Source organism: Shewanella sp. CG12_big_fil_rev_8_21_14_0_65_47_15, assembly GCF_002783505.1.
In the GTDB taxonomy this organism is placed as follows: Bacteria; Pseudomonadota; Gammaproteobacteria; order Enterobacterales; family Shewanellaceae; genus Shewanella.
The window spans coordinates 134,226-155,543 of the sequence record NZ_PFGL01000019.1 but is presented as its reverse complement, the minus strand read 5'-3'; the positions used below and the strand labels follow the sequence as shown (position 1 = coordinate 155,543).

General features: G+C 46.8%; 18 protein-coding genes. 11 read left to right on the top strand and 7 right to left on the bottom strand.

Annotated elements, in window-relative coordinates:
• Positions 1–23 precede the first annotated feature (23 nt).
• The 8 genes from COW15_RS05410 to COW15_RS05375 all read left to right on the top strand — a co-directional run bounded on the left by COW15_RS05410 (position 24) and on the right by COW15_RS05375 (position 7,075).
• The gene (locus COW15_RS05410) at positions 24–890 is read left to right on the top strand and encodes a sterol desaturase family protein (protein ID WP_293630735.1); all 867 of its coding nucleotides are present in this window, start codon (positions 24–26) and stop codon (positions 888–890) included.
• Positions 891–1,068: 178 nt separating this feature from the next.
• Positions 1,069–1,713, top strand: coding sequence for a hypothetical protein (locus tag COW15_RS05405; RefSeq protein ID WP_363699897.1), 645 nt, complete (start codon positions 1,069–1,071; stop codon positions 1,711–1,713).
• 156 nt (positions 1,714–1,869) lie between these two features.
• Positions 1,870–3,264: a UDP-N-acetylmuramate:L-alanyl-gamma-D-glutamyl-meso-diaminopimelate ligase gene (gene mpl, locus COW15_RS05400; RefSeq protein ID WP_293630731.1), complete on the top strand. Its 1,395-nt coding sequence runs from the start codon at positions 1,870–1,872 to the stop codon at positions 3,262–3,264.
• A gap of 4 nt (positions 3,265–3,268) precedes the next feature.
• Positions 3,269–3,928 carry a flavin prenyltransferase UbiX gene (locus COW15_RS05395; protein ID WP_293630729.1) on the top strand — a complete coding sequence of 220 codons (660 nt, stop codon included), beginning with the start codon at positions 3,269–3,271 and terminating at the stop codon, positions 3,926–3,928.
• A 7-nt stretch (positions 3,929–3,935) separates the two neighbouring features.
• Positions 3,936–4,463, top strand: a complete 528-nt coding sequence (gene hpt / locus COW15_RS05390) for a hypoxanthine phosphoribosyltransferase (RefSeq protein ID WP_293630727.1) — start codon at positions 3,936–3,938, stop codon at positions 4,461–4,463.
• 238 nt (positions 4,464–4,701) lie between these two features.
• Entirely contained in the window at positions 4,702–5,640 is a 939-nt protein-coding gene (locus COW15_RS05385) for an ABC transporter ATP-binding protein (protein WP_293630726.1), read from the top strand.
• Entirely contained in the window at positions 5,637–6,407 is a 771-nt protein-coding gene (locus tag COW15_RS05380) for an ABC transporter permease (protein ID WP_293630724.1), read from the top strand. Before COW15_RS05385 ends, COW15_RS05380 begins: the two co-directional genes overlap by 4 nt.
• A gap of 155 nt (positions 6,408–6,562) precedes the next feature.
• Complete coding sequence (locus COW15_RS05375) at positions 6,563–7,075, top strand: hypothetical protein (protein ID WP_293630722.1); 513 nt, start codon at positions 6,563–6,565, stop codon at positions 7,073–7,075.
• Positions 7,076–7,149: 74 nt separating this feature from the next.
• Here COW15_RS05375 and COW15_RS05370 read toward each other — a convergent pair whose 3' ends face one another.
• The 3 genes from COW15_RS05370 to rluA all read right to left on the bottom strand — a co-directional run bounded on the left by COW15_RS05370 (position 7,150) and on the right by rluA (position 12,492).
• The gene (locus tag COW15_RS05370; RefSeq protein ID WP_293630721.1) at positions 7,150–11,052 is read right to left on the bottom strand and encodes a rhombosortase-dependent M36 family metallopeptidase; all 3,903 of its coding nucleotides are present in this window, start codon (positions 11,050–11,052) and stop codon (positions 7,150–7,152) included.
• 205 nt (positions 11,053–11,257) lie between these two features.
• Positions 11,258–11,719 (bottom strand): transcriptional regulator AsnC, encoded by a 462-nt coding sequence (gene asnC / locus COW15_RS05365; RefSeq protein WP_007645479.1) that lies wholly within the window; start codon positions 11,717–11,719, stop codon positions 11,258–11,260.
• Between the two features lie 95 nt (positions 11,720–11,814).
• On the bottom strand, positions 11,815–12,492 hold the full coding sequence (gene rluA, locus COW15_RS05360; protein ID WP_293630720.1) for a bifunctional tRNA pseudouridine(32) synthase/23S rRNA pseudouridine(746) synthase RluA: 678 nt from the start codon (positions 12,490–12,492) through the stop codon (positions 11,815–11,817).
• A 191-nt stretch (positions 12,493–12,683) separates the two neighbouring features.
• On the opposite strand from rluA, the gene COW15_RS05355 reads away from it, so the two are divergent.
• Both COW15_RS05355 and COW15_RS05350 read left to right on the top strand, forming a co-directional pair.
• Complete coding sequence (locus COW15_RS05355) at positions 12,684–14,600, top strand: U32 family peptidase (protein ID WP_293630718.1); 1,917 nt, start codon at positions 12,684–12,686, stop codon at positions 14,598–14,600.
• A 171-nt stretch (positions 14,601–14,771) separates the two neighbouring features.
• Positions 14,772–15,146 carry a PH domain-containing protein gene (locus tag COW15_RS05350; protein ID WP_293630716.1) on the top strand — a complete coding sequence of 125 codons (375 nt, stop codon included), beginning with the start codon at positions 14,772–14,774 and terminating at the stop codon, positions 15,144–15,146.
• 88 nt (positions 15,147–15,234) lie between these two features.
• Here COW15_RS05350 and COW15_RS05345 read toward each other — a convergent pair whose 3' ends face one another.
• Positions 15,235–17,400: a toxin-antitoxin system YwqK family antitoxin gene (locus COW15_RS05345; RefSeq protein WP_293630715.1), complete on the bottom strand. Its 2,166-nt coding sequence runs from the start codon at positions 17,398–17,400 to the stop codon at positions 15,235–15,237.
• Positions 17,401–17,584: 184 nt separating this feature from the next.
• Between COW15_RS05345 and COW15_RS05340 the strand changes: the two genes are divergently transcribed.
• Entirely contained in the window at positions 17,585–17,902 is a 318-nt protein-coding gene (locus COW15_RS05340; RefSeq protein WP_293630714.1) for a cupin domain-containing protein, read from the top strand.
• Between the two features lie 72 nt (positions 17,903–17,974).
• Here the strand turns inward: COW15_RS05340 and COW15_RS05335 are convergent, their stop codons facing one another.
• From COW15_RS05335 to COW15_RS05325, 3 genes are all read right to left on the bottom strand, one after another.
• Positions 17,975–19,141, bottom strand: coding sequence for a membrane dipeptidase (locus COW15_RS05335; protein WP_293630713.1), 1,167 nt, complete (start codon positions 19,139–19,141; stop codon positions 17,975–17,977).
• 117 nt (positions 19,142–19,258) lie between these two features.
• Entirely contained in the window at positions 19,259–19,699 is a 441-nt protein-coding gene (locus COW15_RS05330) for a SufE family protein (protein ID WP_293630712.1), read from the bottom strand.
• 109 nt (positions 19,700–19,808) lie between these two features.
• Entirely contained in the window at positions 19,809–21,119 is a 1,311-nt protein-coding gene (locus COW15_RS05325) for a cysteine desulfurase (RefSeq protein ID WP_293630889.1), read from the bottom strand.
• Positions 21,120–21,318: the final 199 nt, after the last annotated feature.

Here is a 21,318-nt window from a genome sequence, read left to right as displayed (position 1 = left end):
ATAATAAAAATAGGAAAAATCATATGGATATCGCCGCGTTAATTCAGCACCCCGAAGTGCTGTTAATAGTGTTAGCACCGATTTTTTTCGTGTGTATTTTGCTGGAATGGTATTTGGGCGATAGGCAACAAAAGCTACCCCTGAGTGCGGGTTATCGTGGCCCTGAAGTACTCTGTAATTTTAGCCTTGCGGCCATGCACCAAGGCGCCGATCTGCTTACCGGGTTATTGATCGCTAAGCTATATCTCGCGGTCTTTGGTTGGAAACTCTTCGATATTGAAATGGGACTTTTCAGCTTTATTGCCCTAATGGTCGCGCAGGATTTTTGTTATTATTGGTTTCATCGCGCGAGCCACAGAGTGCGTTGGATGTGGGCGGCACACGTCGTCCACCATAGCTCTGAGAATATGAATTTTAGCACTGCGTTTCGCCAGAGTTTAATGTACCCCTTTGCCGGTATGTGGATCTTCTGGTTACCGCTGGTCATAGTCGGTTTCGATCCTAATTGGGTGGTTTTTGTGGTGTTACTCAATCTTGGCTTGCAATTTTTTGTGCATACCCAAGCCGTTAAGTCACTTGGCCCCTTGGAGTGGATCTTCAACACACCCTCCCACCATAGGGTTCACCATGGTCGCAACCCACAATATATCGATAAAAACTATGCGGGGATTTTGATCATTTGGGACAAGCTCTTCGGTACTTTTGAGCCTGAGGTTGACACTGTGATTTACGGTATCACTAAGCCGATCAACAGTTTTAACCCTCTAAAAGTCACTTTTAGCGAATGGCGCGACATGTTCAGTGAGGTGACCACGAAGGGATTAAGCCTTAAGCAGAGATTGCAGATCCTGTTTGCTCCCCCTGCGGCGAGTGCTAAACACGACGACTAAATTCTACTACGCCAAAGTTCAGCCACTAATCGACAATAAATAGTCTAAATGGCTAATAGTGCAAGAGCATTTGCACCGTTAGGCTAGGGTTCTTTTTGGTGATGAGAACAAAAAATGTACAGTGCCGGGCTTTGGTGGTAGTTTTTTGTATAAGTCTCTCGTTTTAGGTGATGGTCGTATGGTGGATGAGCCCCATTTATCCCTAGAGGAATTAGCTTGTTTTAGGGAGTTATTTACCCCTACGCGGCTCGATAGTGAGTTGAGCCAGGATACTTTCCCTCAAGAGCCGATGGTCAACCATGTGTTGACTGTATCGACTGAGGTTCCGCAGGTGATTGCCTCCATTTTAGGTAAGGCCAAATTGACCCTACTCGCTGAAGTTGGCCCCTATAAACTCTGGTTCCCCCTGTGCATGAAAATGGATGATTTTGGACAACTACAACCGACATTAGGTGTGCCAGAAGTGTTAGATGCATCGGGTGTCGAACGTAGCTGGCGTTTAACCCAGGCCGAAGATGTGTGGATATTTGACCATGATCAGGGCGAACAATGGTCCGTGGCATCCCTATCGAGTTCGGGGATGGCTATTCGGGCTAAGTCACAACAACAATTCGCCCAATTGCTCGGGAGTAAAGATTTACAATTACAGCTTCCCGATGGTGAGACCCTGCGAGTGGATATCGAGCCTATCCGCAGTGAGAAGGGGTTAGCCATAGTGAAATTTCAAGCTGAGGCCGAAGAGCGTGAGGCGCTACGTCAGTTCCTGTTTAATCGCCACCGCAGTCAACATGCCAAACTTTACGCCAGTGTACAAGCCAAGTGATTCGACGCTGTTAGAGAAAAATTATTGAATTGTAAAATATCCTCGCGCCCCTACAGATCTTTTCTTATTGAGCCGCTTTTCCGCGATCCTAACCTGCCAATCTCCTCTGTGATGGATTAGAATGGCCTTGAATTCAAAAACATCAGAGCGAGCGGTATGCACGTACATATTTTAGGAATTTGCGGAACCTTCATGGGCGGCTTAGCATTATTAGCTAGGGCAAAAGGGCATAGAGTGACGGGCTCGGATGCCAATGTCTATCCCCCAATGAGTACACAGCTTGAAGAGCAAGGCATTGAACTTATTCAAGGTTTTGACCCAAGCCAATTGGGTGATGCGGGGCACTATCCTGACCTAGTCGTCATTGGTAATGCCATGAGTCGTGGCAATCCCTGTGTCGAAGCCGTACTGAATCTTGGCATTCCTTATACCTCTGGCCCGCAGTTTTTAGCCGACCATATTTTACCTGAACGTTGGGTTTTGGCGGTTGCCGGCACCCATGGTAAGACCTCAACCTCGAGCATGCTCGCTTGGATTTTAGAAGATTGCGGTTATGAACCTGGGTTTTTAATCGGTGGCGTTCCGCAAAATTTCGGGGTTTCGGCCCGTCTAGGTCAATCCGCTTTCTTTGTGGTTGAGGCCGATGAATACGACAGTGCCTTCTTCGATAAGCGTTCCAAATTCGTGCACTATCATCCGCGTACCTTAGCCATTAATAACCTTGAGTTTGACCACGCCGATATTTTTGCCGATCTTGCTGCTATCCAAAAACAGTTTAATCACCTTATCCGCACCGTTCCCGGAGAAGGCAAAATCCTCTGGCCAGCCGATTCCCAAGCGGTAAAACAAACAATCGATATGGGTTGCTGGAGCGAGCAGGAAACCTTCCATGGCGGCGAATCGGCAACGGGTTGGTATGGCAAAGCGCTCAGTGATGATTGCCATCAATTTGAAGTGTTTTTTGATGGCGGATCCCAAGGGGTGCTCGAGTGGGATCTTATCGGGCAGCACAATATCGAAAATGCCATTATGGCCATTGCTGCGGCGCGCCATGTGGGTGTACAGCCGGGTGCTGCGATTGCGGCATTGGCAAAGTTTGTCCCGCCTAAGCGCCGTCTCGAATTGTTAGGGACTGTTAATGGTGTCAGTGTGTACGATGATTTTGCCCACCACCCAACGGCAATCGCAACGACCCTAAAGGGCATGCGTGCTAAGGTTGGTCAGAGCAAAATTACTGTGGTGTTAGAGCCGCGCTCGAATACGATGAAGAGTGGAGTGCATAAAGATACTTTGGCCTATTCTATGATGCAGGCCGATGAAGCCTTTTTATATCAAGCTGATACCATCGACTGGAACATGAAAGAAGCCATGGAAGCCGCGGTGATCCCTGTCACTGTGCTGCACCAGATTGATGATGTGGTCGCTAAAGTTGCGAGTACGGCAAAAGCGGGAGATACCATAGTGGTGATGAGCAACGGCGGGTTTGGTGGCCTACATAAAAAGCTCTTGGCTGCCCTCGAGGTGAGCCCACAATTGATGGAGCAGGTTTAATCCCATGGCCTATGTAAAGTCCGCTAAGGCGATAAGCTTAGCTTGGACAGGTGCCTCAGGCGCCCCCTATGGGTTGAAGCTACTCGAATGCTTATTGGCCTCGGGTTATCAAGTGTTTTTGATGATCTCCAGTGCCGCGCGCGTCGTGCTGGCTACCGAGCACGGGGTGCAGCTCAGCGCCAATAGCGATAAAGCTAAAACGCAATTGCTGGAACTGCTTGCCCAAAGAAATGTGGCGATAGCGGGTGAGCTGGTGGTGCTGGGTAAGGATGAATGGTTTTCACCACCAGCCTCGGGTAGTGCTGCACCTAAGCAAATGGTGATTTGCCCTTGTTCCACCGGGACATTAGCGGCGGTTGCCACGGGAATGAGCAATAATTTGCTCGAGAGGGCGGCGGATGTCGTCATCAAGGAACGTGGACAGCTTATCCTTGTTCCTCGGGAAACTCCCTTTAATTCCATCCATTTAGAGCATATGCTTAACCTTTCTCGCCTAGGCGTCACTATTATGCCTGCCGCGCCAGGTTTTTATCATAATCCCAAATCGGTGGAAGATCTGGTAGACTTCATGGTCGCTCGGATCTTAGATCATTTGGGCGTTGACCATGCATTAACGAGTCGCTGGGGTTACACCAAGATAACTGACCACGACATCGACAATTGAGACGAATATGAAACACACCACCGAAGTGATGATCTCTGCACAGGAGATCAGCCAAAAATTGGATCAAATGGCCGAGCTTATTAATGCCCATTATGCCAACAGCGAACGCCTGCTGATGGTTGGGTTGCTAAAGGGCTCTGTGGTCTTTATGGCGGATTTGTGCCGCCGTATCAAAGGCCATGTTGAAATCGACTTCATGTCGGTTTCCAGTTATGGCAATGCTATGACCAGTTCACGGGATGTGAAAGTGCTGAAAGATGTGCAATCGGATATCGCGGGTCGAGACGTATTGATTGTGGAAGATCTGATTGACTCGGGTAATACATTAAGCAAAGTACGCGAAATGTTGTTGCTACGCGAACCTAAGAGTCTAGCCCTGTGTACGTTGCTCGATAAACCCGAGCGCCGCGAAGTGGATGTTAAAGTAGACTTTATCGGCTTTACCATTCCCGATGAGTTTATTGTTGGTTACGGTATCGATTACGCCGAGCAGTATCGCAATCTGCCTTATATTGCCAAAGTGGTACCGCTCTAATTAAGGCCCCATTCGGTCCTAAACAAAACTCCCGCCCTGTGTGGGAGTTTTGCTTTTATCTATACGGCGGTTTGGGCCGTGACGCTACCAAGGTTCAAGTTGAGCATGTTTAATAAATTTAAGCGCTTACAGTTCAACTGATTAGCCCTAGCTTTGACTTTTAACCCTGTTAACGTATTGCATTTGGTTTTTTTGCCACCATCTTATAACTCTCGCTATTGAAAGATCAGGAATCACTATGGCCAATACAGCCCATGCTCTGGTACTCGAAGGACTTAAAAAAACCTATAAAGGCGGTGTCGAAGCGGTAAAAGGCATCAGTCTTGAGGTTAAACAGGGGGACTTTTTTGCCTTACTCGGCCCGAATGGGGCAGGAAAATCGACCACCATTGGGATTATCAGCTCCTTGGTGCAAAAGACTGAAGGGACGGTAAAAGTCTTTGGTTATGATATTGATAAGCAGCTAGAACACGCCAAGCTTTGCATAGGTTTAGTGCCGCAGGAGTTCAATTTCAACCAGTTTGAAACCGTATTGCAAATTGTGGTGAATCAGGCGGGCTACTATGGTGTGCCAAAAGCTGTGGCCCTCGAGCGTGCCGAAAAATATTTAAGTCAATTGGATCTATGGGAAAAACGCAACAGCCAGTCGCGGGAGTTATCCGGCGGTATGAAACGGCGTTTAATGATTGCCCGCGCCCTGATGCACGAGCCTAAATTACTGATTTTAGATGAGCCTACCGCTGGGGTGGATATAGAACTACGCCGTTCTATGTGGGCGTTTCTCAAGCAAATCAATCAACAGGGCGTGACGATTATCCTCACCACCCATTACCTCGAAGAAGCGGAAATGCTCTGCCGTAACATTGGCATTATCGATAAGGGGATACTGGTTGAGTGCACGAGTATGAAGGCGCTGCTCAGTAAGCTCAATATGGAAACCTTTATCCTCGATCTGCGCCGGGATATACCCGCAGCGCCTGCGCTCAATGGTATGGTCAGCCGTTTAACCGATCCCCATACCTTAGAGGTAGATGTAGCTAAAGAGCATAATCTGAATGATGTTTTTAGCCAGTTAACCGCCGCCAATGTGGAAGTGTTATCGATGCGCAATAAGTCGAATCGTTTAGAAGAACTCTTTGTTGAATTAGTGAAGAAAACGCCGGGGGCCAAGGCATGAAACAGCTCTATTTTATCGCCTTTAAAAGTATTTTAACGAAAGAAATTAATCGGTTTACAAGGATTTGGATCCAAACTTTAGTGCCACCAGCGATTACCATGACCTTGTATTTTTTGATTTTTGGTAATTTGGTAGGCAGCCGAATAGGGGAAATGGGCGGGGTGTCCTACATGGAGTTTATTGCCCCTGGCTTGATTATGATGTCGGTGATCACTAACTCCTACTCTAATGTAGCCAGCTCCTTTTACAGTGCTAAGTTTCAGCGCAACTTAGAAGAGCTTATGGTCGCGCCTGTGCCACATTATGTGATGATTGCGGGCTATGTTGGCGGTGGCGTCGCCCGAGGTTTATGTGTGGGGTTGATAGTGACACTCGTCGCGATGTTCTTTGTCGATATTAGCCTGCATCATGCTGGCTTAGTGGTGATGACTGTGTTTCTAACCTCAGTGCTATTTTCATTGGGGGGTCTTATCAATGCGGTATTTGCTAAAAGTTTTGACGATATCAGCATCATACCGACTTTTGTGCTCACACCATTAACTTACCTTGGCGGCGTGTTTTATTCCCTGTCACTCTTGCCATCCTTCTGGCAGGGCGTTTCATCCCTTAACCCCGTTGTGTATATGATCAACGTATTCCGCTACGGATTTTTAGGGTTTGCCGATATTAGCATTCCCTTATCCATCGCCATTATGGTGGGTTTCTGTGCCGTGCTATGGGGCCTCGCTTATTACCTGATCTCCCGAGGGATAGGATTGCGTACGTAGTTGATTGAAATTAAGATTGGGATTTTTGAAGGGCATAAATTTTTATGCCCTTTTTAATGCCTAAATATTGGTTAATGGATTATTTTACTTCATTTGTTATGGGAACTTGCTAAGGTAAATCTATGACTCAGTTCGTCGTTTTTAAGGATAAAAATATGAGAAATACTTTATATTTGCTTATTGTGAGTTGTTTATTTGGCTGTACTAATGCAAAAAATGACACTGTAGCGAGTGGCAACCTCTTAGATAACAGCGCTAAGGCTGCAGCTTCACCAGTACAAGAGGTTGTATCAAATCCACAGCCAAAGGTTACGCCAACACTCAAAGGTGTTAATCCATCTACTGAGAAAAATAAATTGTATCATTATCAATTTAATGGTCGTCAGTTTACCGCCTCAACGGGGCAATTAGTGAAAGGCGTTGTGGTTTACGATACGCAAATGTCTGTATTTGGAAGGCTAAAAGGCTCGCTGGTGCTTGTTACTCTGTCGCCATTATCAGCATTTTCCTCCGGTTTTAGCATTGATAACATTGCCGAGAATACCTATCGACTGACCCCGCTCGATAGCCATATTGTATTGCTTGATGCGCTTAAGCGTCTGCAAGCTTTTGGTCAGGTTGAATTGGAAATTGATTACAGTCCAACGGATGAAACACCCATTATTTAGTGAGTGACGGACGGGTCACAGATAATAAAAAAGCCGCTTATTGCGGCTTTTTTAATTTTGGTTACTTAATCTTATTATTTACGACGACGTAATGCTGCCAAAGGTAACAAGATAAATGATAACCATCCTAAGCTACCACCGGAAGATTTATGTGGAGTTGGTGGTACGACAGGGTCAGGAATGTTATTAACTTTCACTGAGGTTGTGCTTACAACGTCCGCAGTTCCATCATTTACCGTCAAAGTAAACTCAAGGGTTTCATTTGCACTAACTTGTGGTGCAGTAAAGCTGAGTGAGTTAGTGGCCGCTCCTGTTAGTGTCGCCGCTGTTCCTGAGGTTTGCACCCAAGTGTAAGTGAGTACATCACTGGCGTTGGCATCAATTGCAGTAGCATTGATACTAACAGCTTCACCTTCGTTAACTTCAGTAGCACTAGGCGCTAAAGTCACATTTGGTAAGCGGTTGTCGCACGGATTGACATCGCCAGCGGTCTGTTCATGGAACACACTCGTCACAATATTTGAGAAGGCTATATTATCGACAATCCAACCAAACTCGTTGGTATTTGTATCTGAAACTATGCGGAAGCGGAAGCGAACTTCGTTACCATTTAACTTAGTACCGAAGTTGACGGTTTCTGTGTCACCAGGGAAATCCATAAAGCCAGTAAAGGTCTTACGTCCTGGCAGTAAATCTTCCAGTTCTCCGGTGTAGCCTACCCCTTCAAACACCCCACCCATTTCAGTTACGTCGGCCCAATCGCCACCGTTGACGCTAATTTCGACTACACCACCATCATAATTTTCTTCAATTTCAAAATATTGGAACCAGCTAATTTTGAAATCGCCGCCATAACCAACGGTGACAGGTTTGGTCTCGTAAGCAACATCTGAAGCAAAGCCATTATTCGCAATTCGCAGATACTGTGTATCGACGGGGAAGTACTTCGCATAAGTAGTTTCAAGTTTTGCGGTGCCTTTGGCCATATCGCCGCCGCTGAGCACATTTTCTTTGAAATCGACCAGTCCTGCTTGATCTTCCATATTGCTGACTGACATGTTGCCAGTGAGGGCTTTATCTTTGAAGTCCATATTGACGATAGTGGTAAAGCTGTACTCATCAACCTCGGTACCTTCAGCTAAAGCCGGGAAGGTCAGTTTTAGCTCTATGGTATCGGCAGTTGTGGCTTCATTGAGTGTAAACTCTATGGGTGAACTCGTGGCTTCTGCATATAAGTCAATGGCGCTAAAGGTGATTTTGCCTTCATTAGCCAAGGTGATATCTTGACCACTGACTACCTCGACTTTACCCTCGAGCGCTTCAAATTTCTGAGTACCACGGTTCTTGATTGTGAAACTCAGCGTGCCAGTTTCACCTTTGTCCAAAATACCATCTTTACTACAGTAGCCTACAGTCAGTCCTTCGTAGTCAGCGTTGATAGTATGGTTAGCGACATTGAAAGTGGAAAGTTCAGTTTTATAGGATTCCACTACACCAGTGTGTTTCGCATCATAACGAGCAGGGGACTCGGCTCCCATGCCCATACCACGGCGTGCAAATGCTTTAAGGAATAGTTCATAGTCCTTTGGCTCATTCGCATAGGCAGTAGCTAGCAATGCATCACGGGCTTCGGTATATGTTGGCGCAATTGGCGTCATCTTATAAGCCGCAACCAGATAGTTCATCATCATACTGCGAGCTTCTGCAAAGCTATAACGTTCATCATTGATTAGCGAAACATAACAATCCCACAACATGGCGGCCCATGGCTCACCTGCATCGTGGACTTCGGCATTACCGTACTGATCAGCACTCGTTCCTTTATTTAATTCTACATTACCGAAGGTGAGCGGGTTAATCTCCATATTGGTGCTGTAAGGGTAATTACGAATGCCTTCGTAGAAAGATGCGACATAAGTAATTGCAGCATAAGGCGTTTGGAATAACTCGTTGCCAGGGATGAGTGCATCATCGGCTTCTGAGATAACTAATAATGCATGGAAATCCCCCCAACCTTCGCCCATAGAACGACCTTGTTGGTTGATAAGACCTGAAGAGTTGCCGATTAAACGGTTGCTGATATAGTGGCCCCATTCGTGTGCCACAATCGCATTATCCCAAGAACTGTCTTTGAATGGTTTTGTATTGAACATGGTTACTGTGACAGGTTTTGCTGCATCGAGTTGCGTATAAATCAATGCACCATCATTCTTTGATAAGCCAATGCTTGGGACTTTAACTGTATCGTCACTACCACCCATAGGTGCTGGTTCTACAGTACCTGAGTTGTTAGCAATGAGAACACCAATGGCCCCTGCTTCTTGGGCAAACTTAGCCTTAGCGGTAAACGCACATGTACCCCGGTCGATAATGGCGATCTTGCCTACTAATTCGGCCGCATTTGTTGGCGCGCTACAACCATCATTAACAGGAGCCGTACCATCGACGAAGCGTACTACATTACCACTGATGTTAAATTGACCTTGGCCAAAACTAGCGCGTTGTGTCGAATCGAGTAACCCGATAGTTGCATCAGAGGTCACTGTCACGCCATAGTCTTCACCATTTACAGCATCTTTACTATCCCACAGGTACATTTGCATTCTAGGTGAGCGACCATCGGCTGGCGTGCTCATGTTTGCGTTGTTAAAACCTGAGTTATCTTGGACTTCGGCTTTTATCGCATCACCTTCTTCGCCACCACGATCGTAGTTTTGAGCTTGAGCGTTACCCGCTGCTTCATCAAAACCGTGGTCGTAGAACATGTCATGCAAATAGTTGTTCATATAGAACAAGTTAACGATAGATGCTTTACGGTTGTTAACTGAGCTTTCAACCAGATCCGTGTTGTACTTATAGTCAAAAGTCTTATCACTCGTGATCTCTGCCGTAAAATCACCATTAGTGAAACCATCGGGTGCGAGAGCGTCAACATAGGCAAAAACGTTATTGCCCGATGTTGTCGTGGCATCTTCTGTAAGCCAAGGATCCATAGTGCTGATTGGGCCCGATGTGAGCGTTACCATTGGAGCGTCTAAATACTCAGTCGCATCCACTTGATCGGCGCTGGTCGCAGGGACGACATTGCCATGTGGTCCATCCCAAGGCACACCTTGTTCATCCGCATAAATTCGATAATTGAATGCAGCTTCCTGCGCAGTGAGATTATGTTTAAACAATACTTCATTATTTAAGTCATTAATCACAAAAGAGTAATACTCAGAATCTACACTGCCTGCATCGGCAACTTCGATTTCAACATAATGAGCAGGCACTAATGCGCCTTTTAATTCAAAAAATACAGGCTTGGAACGTGGCTCACCTTTTAGCACTTTTGAGCTATCAGAAGTTGTCACACTGAAAGACTGGTATTTGCCACTTGCTGTTGCTGCACTGATGCTTGCATTTGCAACACCCATGGCTTTTGATGCCGCTTTCACGGCATTTACTGGATCGTTAAATTCAGTTCTAATCCCCTTAAGTTCAGTTGCATTTGCCGCGCTTGAAGGTACAAGATTTCCTGAAGTGGCGACGAGATCAAACTCTCGGTTCATTAGTACGTTAAAGGTATGGTTAAATACCTCCACACCTTGATATTCCTGCTGATATTTTGCAATCATTGCACCGCGACCAGTATCGTGAATACTTGCTAATACTGGCTTTAAGCTGGTGTTTTTGCTTGTAGATAACCCTGCGATTTGATTGAGATAATAATCTGCAGCAAAAGTGAGTTTGTATTTCGCATCAAGGGCACCCATATCCGGTGTCATTTGGCCAGATTTTGCCCACTGGAAAGTGGCAACCCCTGTTTGTTGATCATACTGATCTTTCATGCCGCTGATGGTATTGGTGTTTTTTGATAGTTGAATATTATGTGGAGTAACAGATAGTTGATTAATGTTAAGTGTATTGTTGTTTGCATTGGCCGCACTTGATAGTAGAGCAGCAGATATAGCAATCGATAGTTTTGTCTTCACAACTTCTTCCTTGTCAATAAATGTACGAGCACTTTGTAAATTGCGCCCGTTAATGAATTGTTATAGTAATGCTGCGCTCTATTGGCGTTAGCAATGAAGTTGTAACACAAAAATGCTTTACGGTTAACACTTTTGGTTGAAAAAAGACTTAGGTCGCATTTTTACGGTATTTTGTTCTGATTGTAATAACTTAGCACATTACCATCTAAGGCTTCACCGCCCTGACAATCGGGTTTTGCAGGCTGATGAGTGTTTCAGTCGACTGAATTTCATCGATGGATTGAATGCGATTGATGAGCACGTGCTGCAGGCCATCGATGGATTGGCACATTACCTTTACAAAGATGCTGTAGTTACCTGTGGTGTAATAGGCTTCGACTACTTCTTCGAGGGCATTGAGTTTGGCTATTGCGGCGGGGTAATCTCCCGCGCTTTTTAGATTGATGCCGATAAAGCAACAAACATCATAGCCCAGTGCCTTAGGATTAACTGTGATCTGCGCGCCTGTGATTATGCCCGCTTGTTTCATCTTTTCTACCCGAACATGGATAGTGCCTGCACTCACTGCGAAACGTTTAGCGAGTTCGGCAAAGGGAGTACGCGCATCCTGCATTAGGGCTTCGAGTATATGATTATCCAGCTGATCACGTTGAAATGCGGTTTCCATAAACAAACTCTCTATAACATAATGAATTGTCATAAAGTTACGTTTTTTTATGGGGAATTGCTACTGCTTTTGCGGTTATCAGTTAATTTTAGTGATCATTGTTCGCCCTGTGGCTCACAAAATGGCGCTGCGGCACTAAAAGTCATACTGACGCCCGTGTACGGATGTTTAATCGTGAGTTCTGCAGCATGCAGGAGAAGTCGAGGGGCTAAGGATTTAGCGAGCGGATCGGCATAGAAACCGTCGCCGAGTATTGGGTGCCCAATCGCCATCATATGGACCCTTAATTGGTGTGAACGGCCGGTGATGGGGGTGAGTTTGACTAAGGTTGAGCGCTTGGCGCGGCTTAATACTTCATAGTGCGTCAATGAAGGTTTACCGACCAGATGATCGACCTTCTGTTTAGGGCGATTTGGCCAGTCACAGATCAGCGGGTAATCGACGCTGCCAGTGTGGTGTTTAATGTGGCCAGCCACCCGTGCGATATAGGTTTTGCTGGTTTCTCGGTCGTGGAATTGACGTTTTAGCTCACGCTCGGCACTGCGGATCAGGGCGACGACTATCACGCCCGAAGTCGCCATATCGAGGCGATGAACAATTTGGCAGTGGGGATGCTCGGCTTTTACACGGGCATAGACACTGTCGTAATGGGCGGGATCTCGACCGGGCACCGACAATAATCCCGAGGGTTTATTGATAACGATAATGTCTTTATCTTGATAAAGAATATCGAGCCAAGGTGTAGTCGGTGGTTGGTAAATAAAATCAGTCATCATAGTGCCTATTCGTCAATGCGGGGCAAAGATACCCTGCTAGGCTTGAGGGTGCAAGTGTGTGCCTTGAAAGATGCCTGCTCGAGAGTGAACTAAAGCGCATTAGTTGATGATTTGCTGATAGAGGTGTTTTTCAGTTCTTGCTATACTCCCGTCCTTTTCGTTACCGATTATGTTGAGCCTGTGAAGCCATGAGCCAGCCAGAAATTTACACACCAGAGAATCTTTCTCACGTCCATAACCGCCTTGAGTTATTGGCGCCAGCAAAGAATGCCGATTATGGTATTGAAGCCATTCGCCACGGTGCGGATGCGGTCTATATTGGTGGCCCTGCATTTGGGGCGCGGGCAACGGCTGGCAACAGTGTTGAAGATATCGCTCGCCTGTGTGCCTATGCCCATCAATACCATGCTCAAGTGTTTGTGGCGCTCAATACCATCCTGATGGACGATGAGCTGGATGCGGCCGAAAAACTGATTTGGGCGTTGTACGAAGCCGGTGCAGATGCATTGATTGTGCAGGATATGGGCGTGTTGCAACTCAATTTGCCGCCTATTGCCTTACATGCCAGTACTCAAATGGATAACCGTAATCCTGAAAAAGTCGCCTTCTTAGAGCAAGTTGGCTTCTCCCAGGTGGTGCTCGCCCGTGAGCTTGGCCTAAGCCAAATCCGTGAAGTGGCGGCGCACACCAATATGCAGCTCGAATTTTTTATTCACGGTGCACTTTGTGTGGCGTTTAGTGGTTTGTGTAACTTGAGCCATGCCTTTAGTAATCGCAGTGCTAACCGCGGTGAGTGCTCGCAAATGTGCCGTTTGCCGGGGAATTTAAAAACTCGCTCGGGGGATGTATTAGCGCAGAATGAACACTTATTGTCCCTCAAGGACAATAACCAAACCGATAACCTCGAAGCCTTAATCGATGCGGGTATTCGTTCATTTAAGATTGAAGGCCGCCTCAAGGATTTAAGCTACGTTAAAAACGTCACCGCCCATTATCGTCAAAAGCTCGATGCCATTATCGCGCGCCGCCCCGAGTTTAAGGCGTCATCCCACGGTCGCTGCGAACATACCTTCACCCCAGATCCCGAAAAAACCTTTAACCGTGGCAGCACCGATTATTTTGTCCATGAGCGTAGCCAAGGGATCAAGGATTTTCGCTCGCCAAAATATATTGGCCAAGATGTGGGCCAAGTGGTTGCCATTGGTAAAGATTTTATTCAAGTCAGTTCAAGCCATACATTCAACAATGGCGACGGTTTAGCCTACTTCCCGCCAAATTATGCGATGGCTAAACAATCCGATGATAAACTCCAAGGTCTGCGGGTTAACCGCGCCGAAGGCCATAAACTGCATGTGTTGCAGGTGCCAAAGGATTTAAAAGTCGGTATGACCTTATACCGTAACCACAATCAAGCCTTTGAAACCTTACTCTCTAAGGAATCATCTAAGCGGATTATTGGCGTGGATATGCGCTTAATCGATACCGCAGTTGGGGTAGCGCTGACGCTAACGGATGTGTATGGCTTGAGCGCAACGGTTGAACTTGAAGTTGAAAAGACGCCCGCAACCGATGCCGAAAAAACCTTGCAGACTATCCGTACACAACTTGCAAAATTGGGCAGTACAGACTTTGTTGCCCGCCAAATCAGTATTGAAACCGCTAAGCCATGGTTCTTACCTGCCTCTGTGCTGAATGGTCTGCGCCGTGATGCCGTCGCTGCACTCGAGCTTGCCCGTGTAGCAGGCTATCAACGTCCTAAACCGTGGAAATATAATCAAGATGCGGTCTATCCGGTTAAACATTTGAGTTACTTAGGTAACGTAGCCAATGAAAAGGCCAAGAGTTTTTATCAACGCCACGGTGTGATTGAAATTCAAGATACCTATGAGAAAAATGGTGTCACCGAAGATGTGCCTTTGATGATCACTAAGCACTGCCTGAGATTTAACTTCAATCTTTGTCCTAAGGAAGTGCCGGGTATCAAAGCCGATCCTATGGTGCTCGAAATCGGCAACGATGTGCTTAAGTTGGTCTTTGATTGTCCAAAATGTGAAATGATGGTAGTCGGTGAAAACCGCCAAGTTCGGGGTCAGAAGCATCTCTAAGTAGCGGCTTTATACTCAAGATGAGCTGATACTGAGCGAGTATTTCACGTTAAATCAGCCCGTTAAATCGATCTTTTAAGCCCAGTTTATGTCCGCCCATTAACTTGTGTTGCACAGGGGGTAATGAGCGGATATCTTATTGAAATAAAATTAATAATAGGGGATGTAACTATGGGATTATTAGACGGTTTACTGGGCAATGCCTCCGAGGTGGATTTACAGGAGCTTGCCGAGGAGTTAAGGCCGATTATGGGGATCCAGGAAGAACTCAAACTTGCCTATAAAGTGATCCGCGATCTGTTTATTTTTACCAATAAACGCCTGATCTTAATCGATAAGCAGGGCATGACGGGTAAAAAAGTCACTTATCATTCAGTGCCCTATAAATCTATTACCCATTTTGAAGTGGAAACCACAGGCCATTTCGATATGGATGCCGAGCTTAAAATTTGGATCTCAGGCCAGCGTGAGCCATTAGTCAAAGAGCTTAAACGCGGTACAGATGTGGTCGGCATTCAAAAAACGATCGCCACTTTTGCGCTTTAGTTTTCCGTTTATTGCGTTTCTACAATGATCTAAAGTAAGCCTTATTTTACTGAGGCTTACTTTAATTTTCCGCCCTAAAAACTCAACATTAATTAAACATAATCGAGCTAGAATTAGTGGTATGTTCTATTGGCTCACCTGCCATAGTGTAGGTTTCTGAGAGCTTAAGCTTACCTTGCTCATCATATTGATTATGAATGCCTACCCAGAATTTTTCTTGTCCTTGGATATTCAGATTACCCTCTTCAGCGAGGCGACCATTGGGGTGATAGCGTTTCATTCCATAGAGTTTGCTCGCGGGATCATATTTGAGCTGATAGGACAGAATGGCTGCCTCAGCCTGATCAGATCCATCTTCATTAGCATCAAAGTAGTGACGGCTTTCGATGAGCACACCTTGGTCATCTAGCCAGACTTCGCGGTTCACTTGGCCTTGGGCATTAAACCTCTGCCAATGGCCTATGTCTGTGTAGTTATCGTCAAGGATCTTGAGCGTGCCCGTTTCGAGTATCACGCCTTCCGGGGACAAGGTTTTAGCGCTAAAGATATCACCCAAGGTTCGGGTTAATAACCAACGAATTGCCCCATTTTCATAGTATTCGATACGGGTGTCAGCTATGCCCTCTTGATAATATTCCCTTTGATTATTCTCAAGAATATAACCACAGCGGGTGTTGGAATGGTGCTGATACGAGGTTAGCACGCCCTGCTCATTATAGAAGCTCGACTCCTTAAGATACCCTTGGCCCTCGCGGACTTCATATACCGAAATAGAACGAATAGTGCCGTCTTCATAGAACCAGCGAGCGGTGCCGTCGCGATTGCCCGCCGTGTGGGGCAGATACATTTGAATTTGCTGGTTTTCGTAGTATTCGATAAATGGGGCAATTGAAAGATTGTCTTTATATTGGCCCTCGGCCGAAAGCACTCCGCTCGGGAAGTAGCTTCTAAATTGGCCTTCCCTTAACCCATTTTCTAAGTCAATTTCTAGGGCGAGCTGGCCATTCTCATGGTACCAGAGGGCGGTACCTTGCTCTTTGCCGTTCTCAAAATAATTCTGCTCTTCGAGCTGACCATTAGGGTGCCATTTTAGGCTTTCGCCCTGTAACTTGCCGTTCGCATTAAATGATTCACGCCATGCGGGCTTGCCTGTGTCGTAAAACTCTTCAATGACTTTGCCCGAATGATCGGTAGACATTTTTTGCTTAATGACACCATTAGCATGGTACCAAGTGGCTCGATATTCACGGCCTTGGTCGTAGTGTCTTTCCGCTTCTAGCGAGCCATCCTGATAATATTGTTTTTCGATACCATGGAGCGTATCGGTCAACAAAGGGCGGATAAGCTGCACTTGGCCTGAAGGATAGTAACGGGTTAAGGTGTTGATATAGCGGCCATCGCTGTCAAGTTCTGCGGTTTCTTTGAGCTGACCATCTTCATAGTAGTGGCTGATATACATGCCATTGGGATGGCGGTCTTCCCTTTGATTGATCCTGCCATCATGGTCATACCAAGTTTGCACCCCAAGTTGCTGATCATTGACGAAGTGCCCCTCAAATAACAAAGTACCAAGGGCATCGAACTGGCGGGTCACCCCCTCTCGTTCACCAAAATAGTTTGAGTCAACGGCTTGGGTCAGATCCGGGGCTTGGGTGACAATTCTTAAGATCCTTAGGCCTTGCTCGGTATCAATTTGATGGAAAGTACGATGCAATTTTCCTGTGAGGCTAGCGTAGTCTTGAATATCGCCTTGCACTATATTGTCTGCATCTAGCGTAAAGTGGCTTCTCAATAAAGCCTCTAGATTGTTAAGCTCAACCTGTCGCAGCTCTTTTGTTTGGCCGTTTTGTTTGGGAATGATACTGCAGACTTTTTCCTTGCCGAGCCAAAAGTGTTGTTCGGGGAAAGGAGATGAGTTGTCGATTTCGAGGCGGTCGAATTCGGTATGGTGAAAGTCACAGCATTCATGCGCGTTTTCCCAGCCTAAGAGTTCTATGGCTTGGGGGGTGTCGTAGTGATAAAGCATTATGCCGTGAGTGGCATCCTCTTCCCGCGAGGTTGCGTCAGCCTCTGTTGCATGGATTTTTAAGCTGAAATGACGCTGGAATTGGAGTGCTGCTATCGGCGGTTCTTGCATTAGCGTTTGTGTTTGGCTGAGTGCTTGTGATTCAGTTTGAATCTGAATGTTTTTTGGCTCGTGGTGATTTTCTCGGGAATTAAACAACTTAGCTTTGAGTGCGCGAAACAACGACATCGGGCGAAATCTCCATATCCATATGTAAAACAATAAGCTTATCTGAGGGATACTCACAGTTGGTGAGTTTTCAGTGCGCATATCATAGCGGTTTATGGTTTCATTTCTCAATCTTGTATTCGTTAAAATACCCGAATATATGGGACGGAATGGCCCATAAATTGGAACAAGATAAGGATAAAAAATGGTTCACAATTTTTTTAGTGATATCCCCGTCGATCTTTCTGCGGAGGTATTTGAAAAATTGGCGGTGAGTTCCAATGTGACTATCGAGCGCATTATCTCCCATGGGCAATCGACCCCAGCCGGGCAATGGTACGACCAAACCCAACATGAGTTTGTGATCTTACTTAAGGGGGAGGCGGCCTTAGAATTTGCGCAGGGTGAGCTGGTGATATTAACCCCTGGGGACTACTTAACTATTTTGCCCCATCAAAAACACCGTGTCGCTTCGACTTCGACTCATAGCGAAACCCTCTGGCTCGCGGTATTTTACGATTGATCAGGGCGGCCCTTTGTCCTGTAAGTTAGCTCGTCAACATTAAAATCAAACGGGTCGATATAACTATGGCATTTACACTAGTACGTTATTAAGCACCCTTTGCCAGTTGCCGCCCATAAAGCGGTCGCGGTCGGTGGACTTAAAGCGTGCCTTGGCGAGGGCGTCATCGATACGACTCATTCGGTCGATATGATTTAGCTCGGGGATCACTACGTGTCTTGGTTCTGCATCGAAGCCTAATACTTTTTTGGCCCTTAGGCTGTACCACCATTCTTGATACTCTTTAATGCCCTGGGCGTTATCGTTATTCAGTGCTAACAGATTTTCTTGGCCGCGTAGCGGAAAATCGTTAGCGATGGCGACACTATCCACCCCACCAACCCGGGCGATATATTCTAGTTGTCGAATATAGTCATCGATAGTAGGCACGGGTTTATTGGTCAGCCAAAAGCTCATCATAAATACCCCAAACACCCCACCCGTATTGGCAATGGCGCGGATCACTTCATCGGGTGAACAGCGGGCATGATTGACTATGCCGCGGGCTGCGCCGTGGCTTTGCACTATGGGGGACTGAGTTATTTTCGCCACATCTAAGGCGGTTTGGGCGCTGGAGTGGCTCATATCGACAAGGATATTGGCATGGTTAAGCTTGGCAATCAGTGCTCGTCCGTGGGCGGTGAGTGGGTTATTGAGTCCACCGCTAGCACCACTGTCTAAGGCGCCTCCGGCGAAGGTATTGCCATAGTGGTGAGTGAGTTGCAGTGCCCGTAGCCCCTGCTGATGGAATTCATCGAGGCGTGCCCATTGGTTGGCATCGCTGTCTTCTTCGACACAATCCGCGCCTTGAATTTGAAAAAATACCGCCGTTCGTTGGCTCTCCCGTGCAAGCTGGATATCGCGCCCCGTCAGACCTTGCAGCAAACTATCCGGATGTTCGCTTACCCGTTTGGCGGCCTGCTTAATGCTTTCCATACAGGCCTTATAGGTGCGTTTGTAGTTTTGAGTACCATCGGCCTGTTCTATGGTTTCAATAGCGGAAATATCACAGAGATAGGCATCGAGTTTAGAAGCAGTTACATCACCTAAGTCATCGGGAAGAAACGATAAACCATCGATATAGAGCCGTCTGGGAGCGGCGGCTAAGCTTGGGAAACTGGCCATTTGGCTTAACAGTGTGGCTGCGCCAAGGCCTTTAAGCAGGGTTCGACGTGGGTGATTGACTGCCTTGTTGGGCATGCTCGGTTCCTATCCATTAACGCAAATGTAACTTCTTTATACCCTATAACGGCGGTTGAAGTCTTTGATTAAATCCCTTTTTTGGCTATCTAGGCTGTAAATTTGAATCTCTTCTGGTTATAGGGTGCAGTCTTTGATTGCCCTTGCAAGTGCATTAAGGCCGTTAGTGCGGGACGGGCTCAGTTGGCCTGCTAGCCCCAATTGCGTGAAATAGGCATTGGGGTCAAAATCTTGGATTTCCTGCGCGGTTTTACCTTGATAGGCACCGAGCAATAAGCCAATCAACCCCTTGACGATACGGGCGTCGCTATCGGCTAAATAGTAGTGTTTACCCGCTTGGGCTAAGTGGTAGAGCCAGGCATCACTTTCACAGCCCTGTACCTTTACCGCATCGAGGCGAAACTCAAGGCTTAAGCTAGGTAAATCTTTGCCAAGCAACATAATTTGGCGGTATCTTTCCTGCCAATTTGCCGCCTGTGTGAAGCGTGCGATAAGAGTGCCTGCATCCTGCACTGGATAGTGAAAATCGGCCTCGAGTGGCCTTGGCTGAGTTGTCATAGTGAATCCTGATTTTACGGGCCTGCTGATTTTATGCGTCTGTTGATTTTACGAGCTTAGAGATTGAGCCATAGTCGACTTAGCCATTATCAATCACAGCCATTATCAATCACAGCAATAGCGCTTTTACCGAGGTGAGGGCGCTAATAAAACGGTCGATATCCGCTTTGTTAGTGTAGATGCCAATAGAGGCACGGCAACAGCCCTTAAGGTGTAAGCTTTGCATCAATGGCATGGCGCAGTGGTGACCACAACGGACGGCAACCCCTTGTTGATCTAACAAAATGCCCACATCTTGATGGTGCTCATCGGCGAGGTTAAAGGCGACAACACCGATATTGTCATCGAAGGCGGCGTATAAATGCACCTCACCGAGTGCGCGCAATTGGCTTTGTAAATAGTGAAGTAGTTCGGCCTCATGGGCTCTAACTTGGGGTGTGAGTTCGGTTTGGAGGAAGCGAATCGCGGCGCCTAACCCTATCACTTCGGCAATCGGCGGCGTGCCCGCTTCTAAGCGATTCGGCAGACTGCCAAATTCCGTCGCCTCAAAGCTCACACGTTTGATCATCTCACCGCCCGTGAGTAGGGGCGTGAGACTCTCTAAAACCTCGAAACGGCCATAGAGCACGCCAACGCCAGTTGGACCATACATTTTATGTCCCGAGAAGACGTAAAAATCACAATCGATTTCAGTCACATCGATAGGTATATGGGCGATTGCCTGCGCGCCATCGACTAAGGTGATGGCCCCCTCCGCCTTGGCCAATTGCACTAGTTGTGCCACTGGGTTGACTGTGCCTAGGGCATTGGAAACATGGCACAGGGCAACGACTTTTGGCTTTAAAGCGAGCAAGGCTCGATAGGCGTTGATATCCAAACGGCAGTCTTGCGCGAGTGGAATGGGCTTAATCACCGCGCCGGTGCGTTTGGCCAGTTCCTGCCAGGGCACGATATTGGCGTGGTGGGCGGCGGTGTCGATTAATATCAGATCGCCCGCATTGAGCTGCGCCGTGAGCCCAAAGGCGACTAAGTTGATAGATTCGGTCGTGCCATGGGTGAAAATGATTTCTTCACGGCGTTTTGCCCGTAAAAATTGCTGTAATTGATCGCGCACCTTTTCATAGTTTACCGTCGAGCGCGCCGATAACTGGTGTGCAGCCCTGTGCACATTGGCATTGTCATTAATGTAATACTGCGCCATCGCATCCAATACGCTTTGCGGTTTTTGGCTGGTGGCCGCGGTATCGAGGTAGCAGAGCGGATAGCTATCAAGCATTTGATTCAATACGGGAAATTGCGAGCGGATCTGAGTGTTAAGCACTTCTGCCTGCGATATCGCTGCTCCCTTAGGATCTAAAGCCGCATTGGCAGTAGCTTGGACATTGGCAGGGTTAGGCGTTGGCGCGGCAGATTGAGTCATGGATAAGGCTAAGGGCAATGAAAAGGCCAAGGGATCTTCTGTGATCTTAAATCTGAATGCAAGTGTTAGCGATTTGAGCCATCAGCGGCAACTGGCTGAGATGCTTCATTGTTAAGCGCACAAGGGCCAAATCTATGGATTTTGGCCCTTGATGTTTATTGGAGCTAATGCTTATTTGAACTGATGATTATTGGAGCTA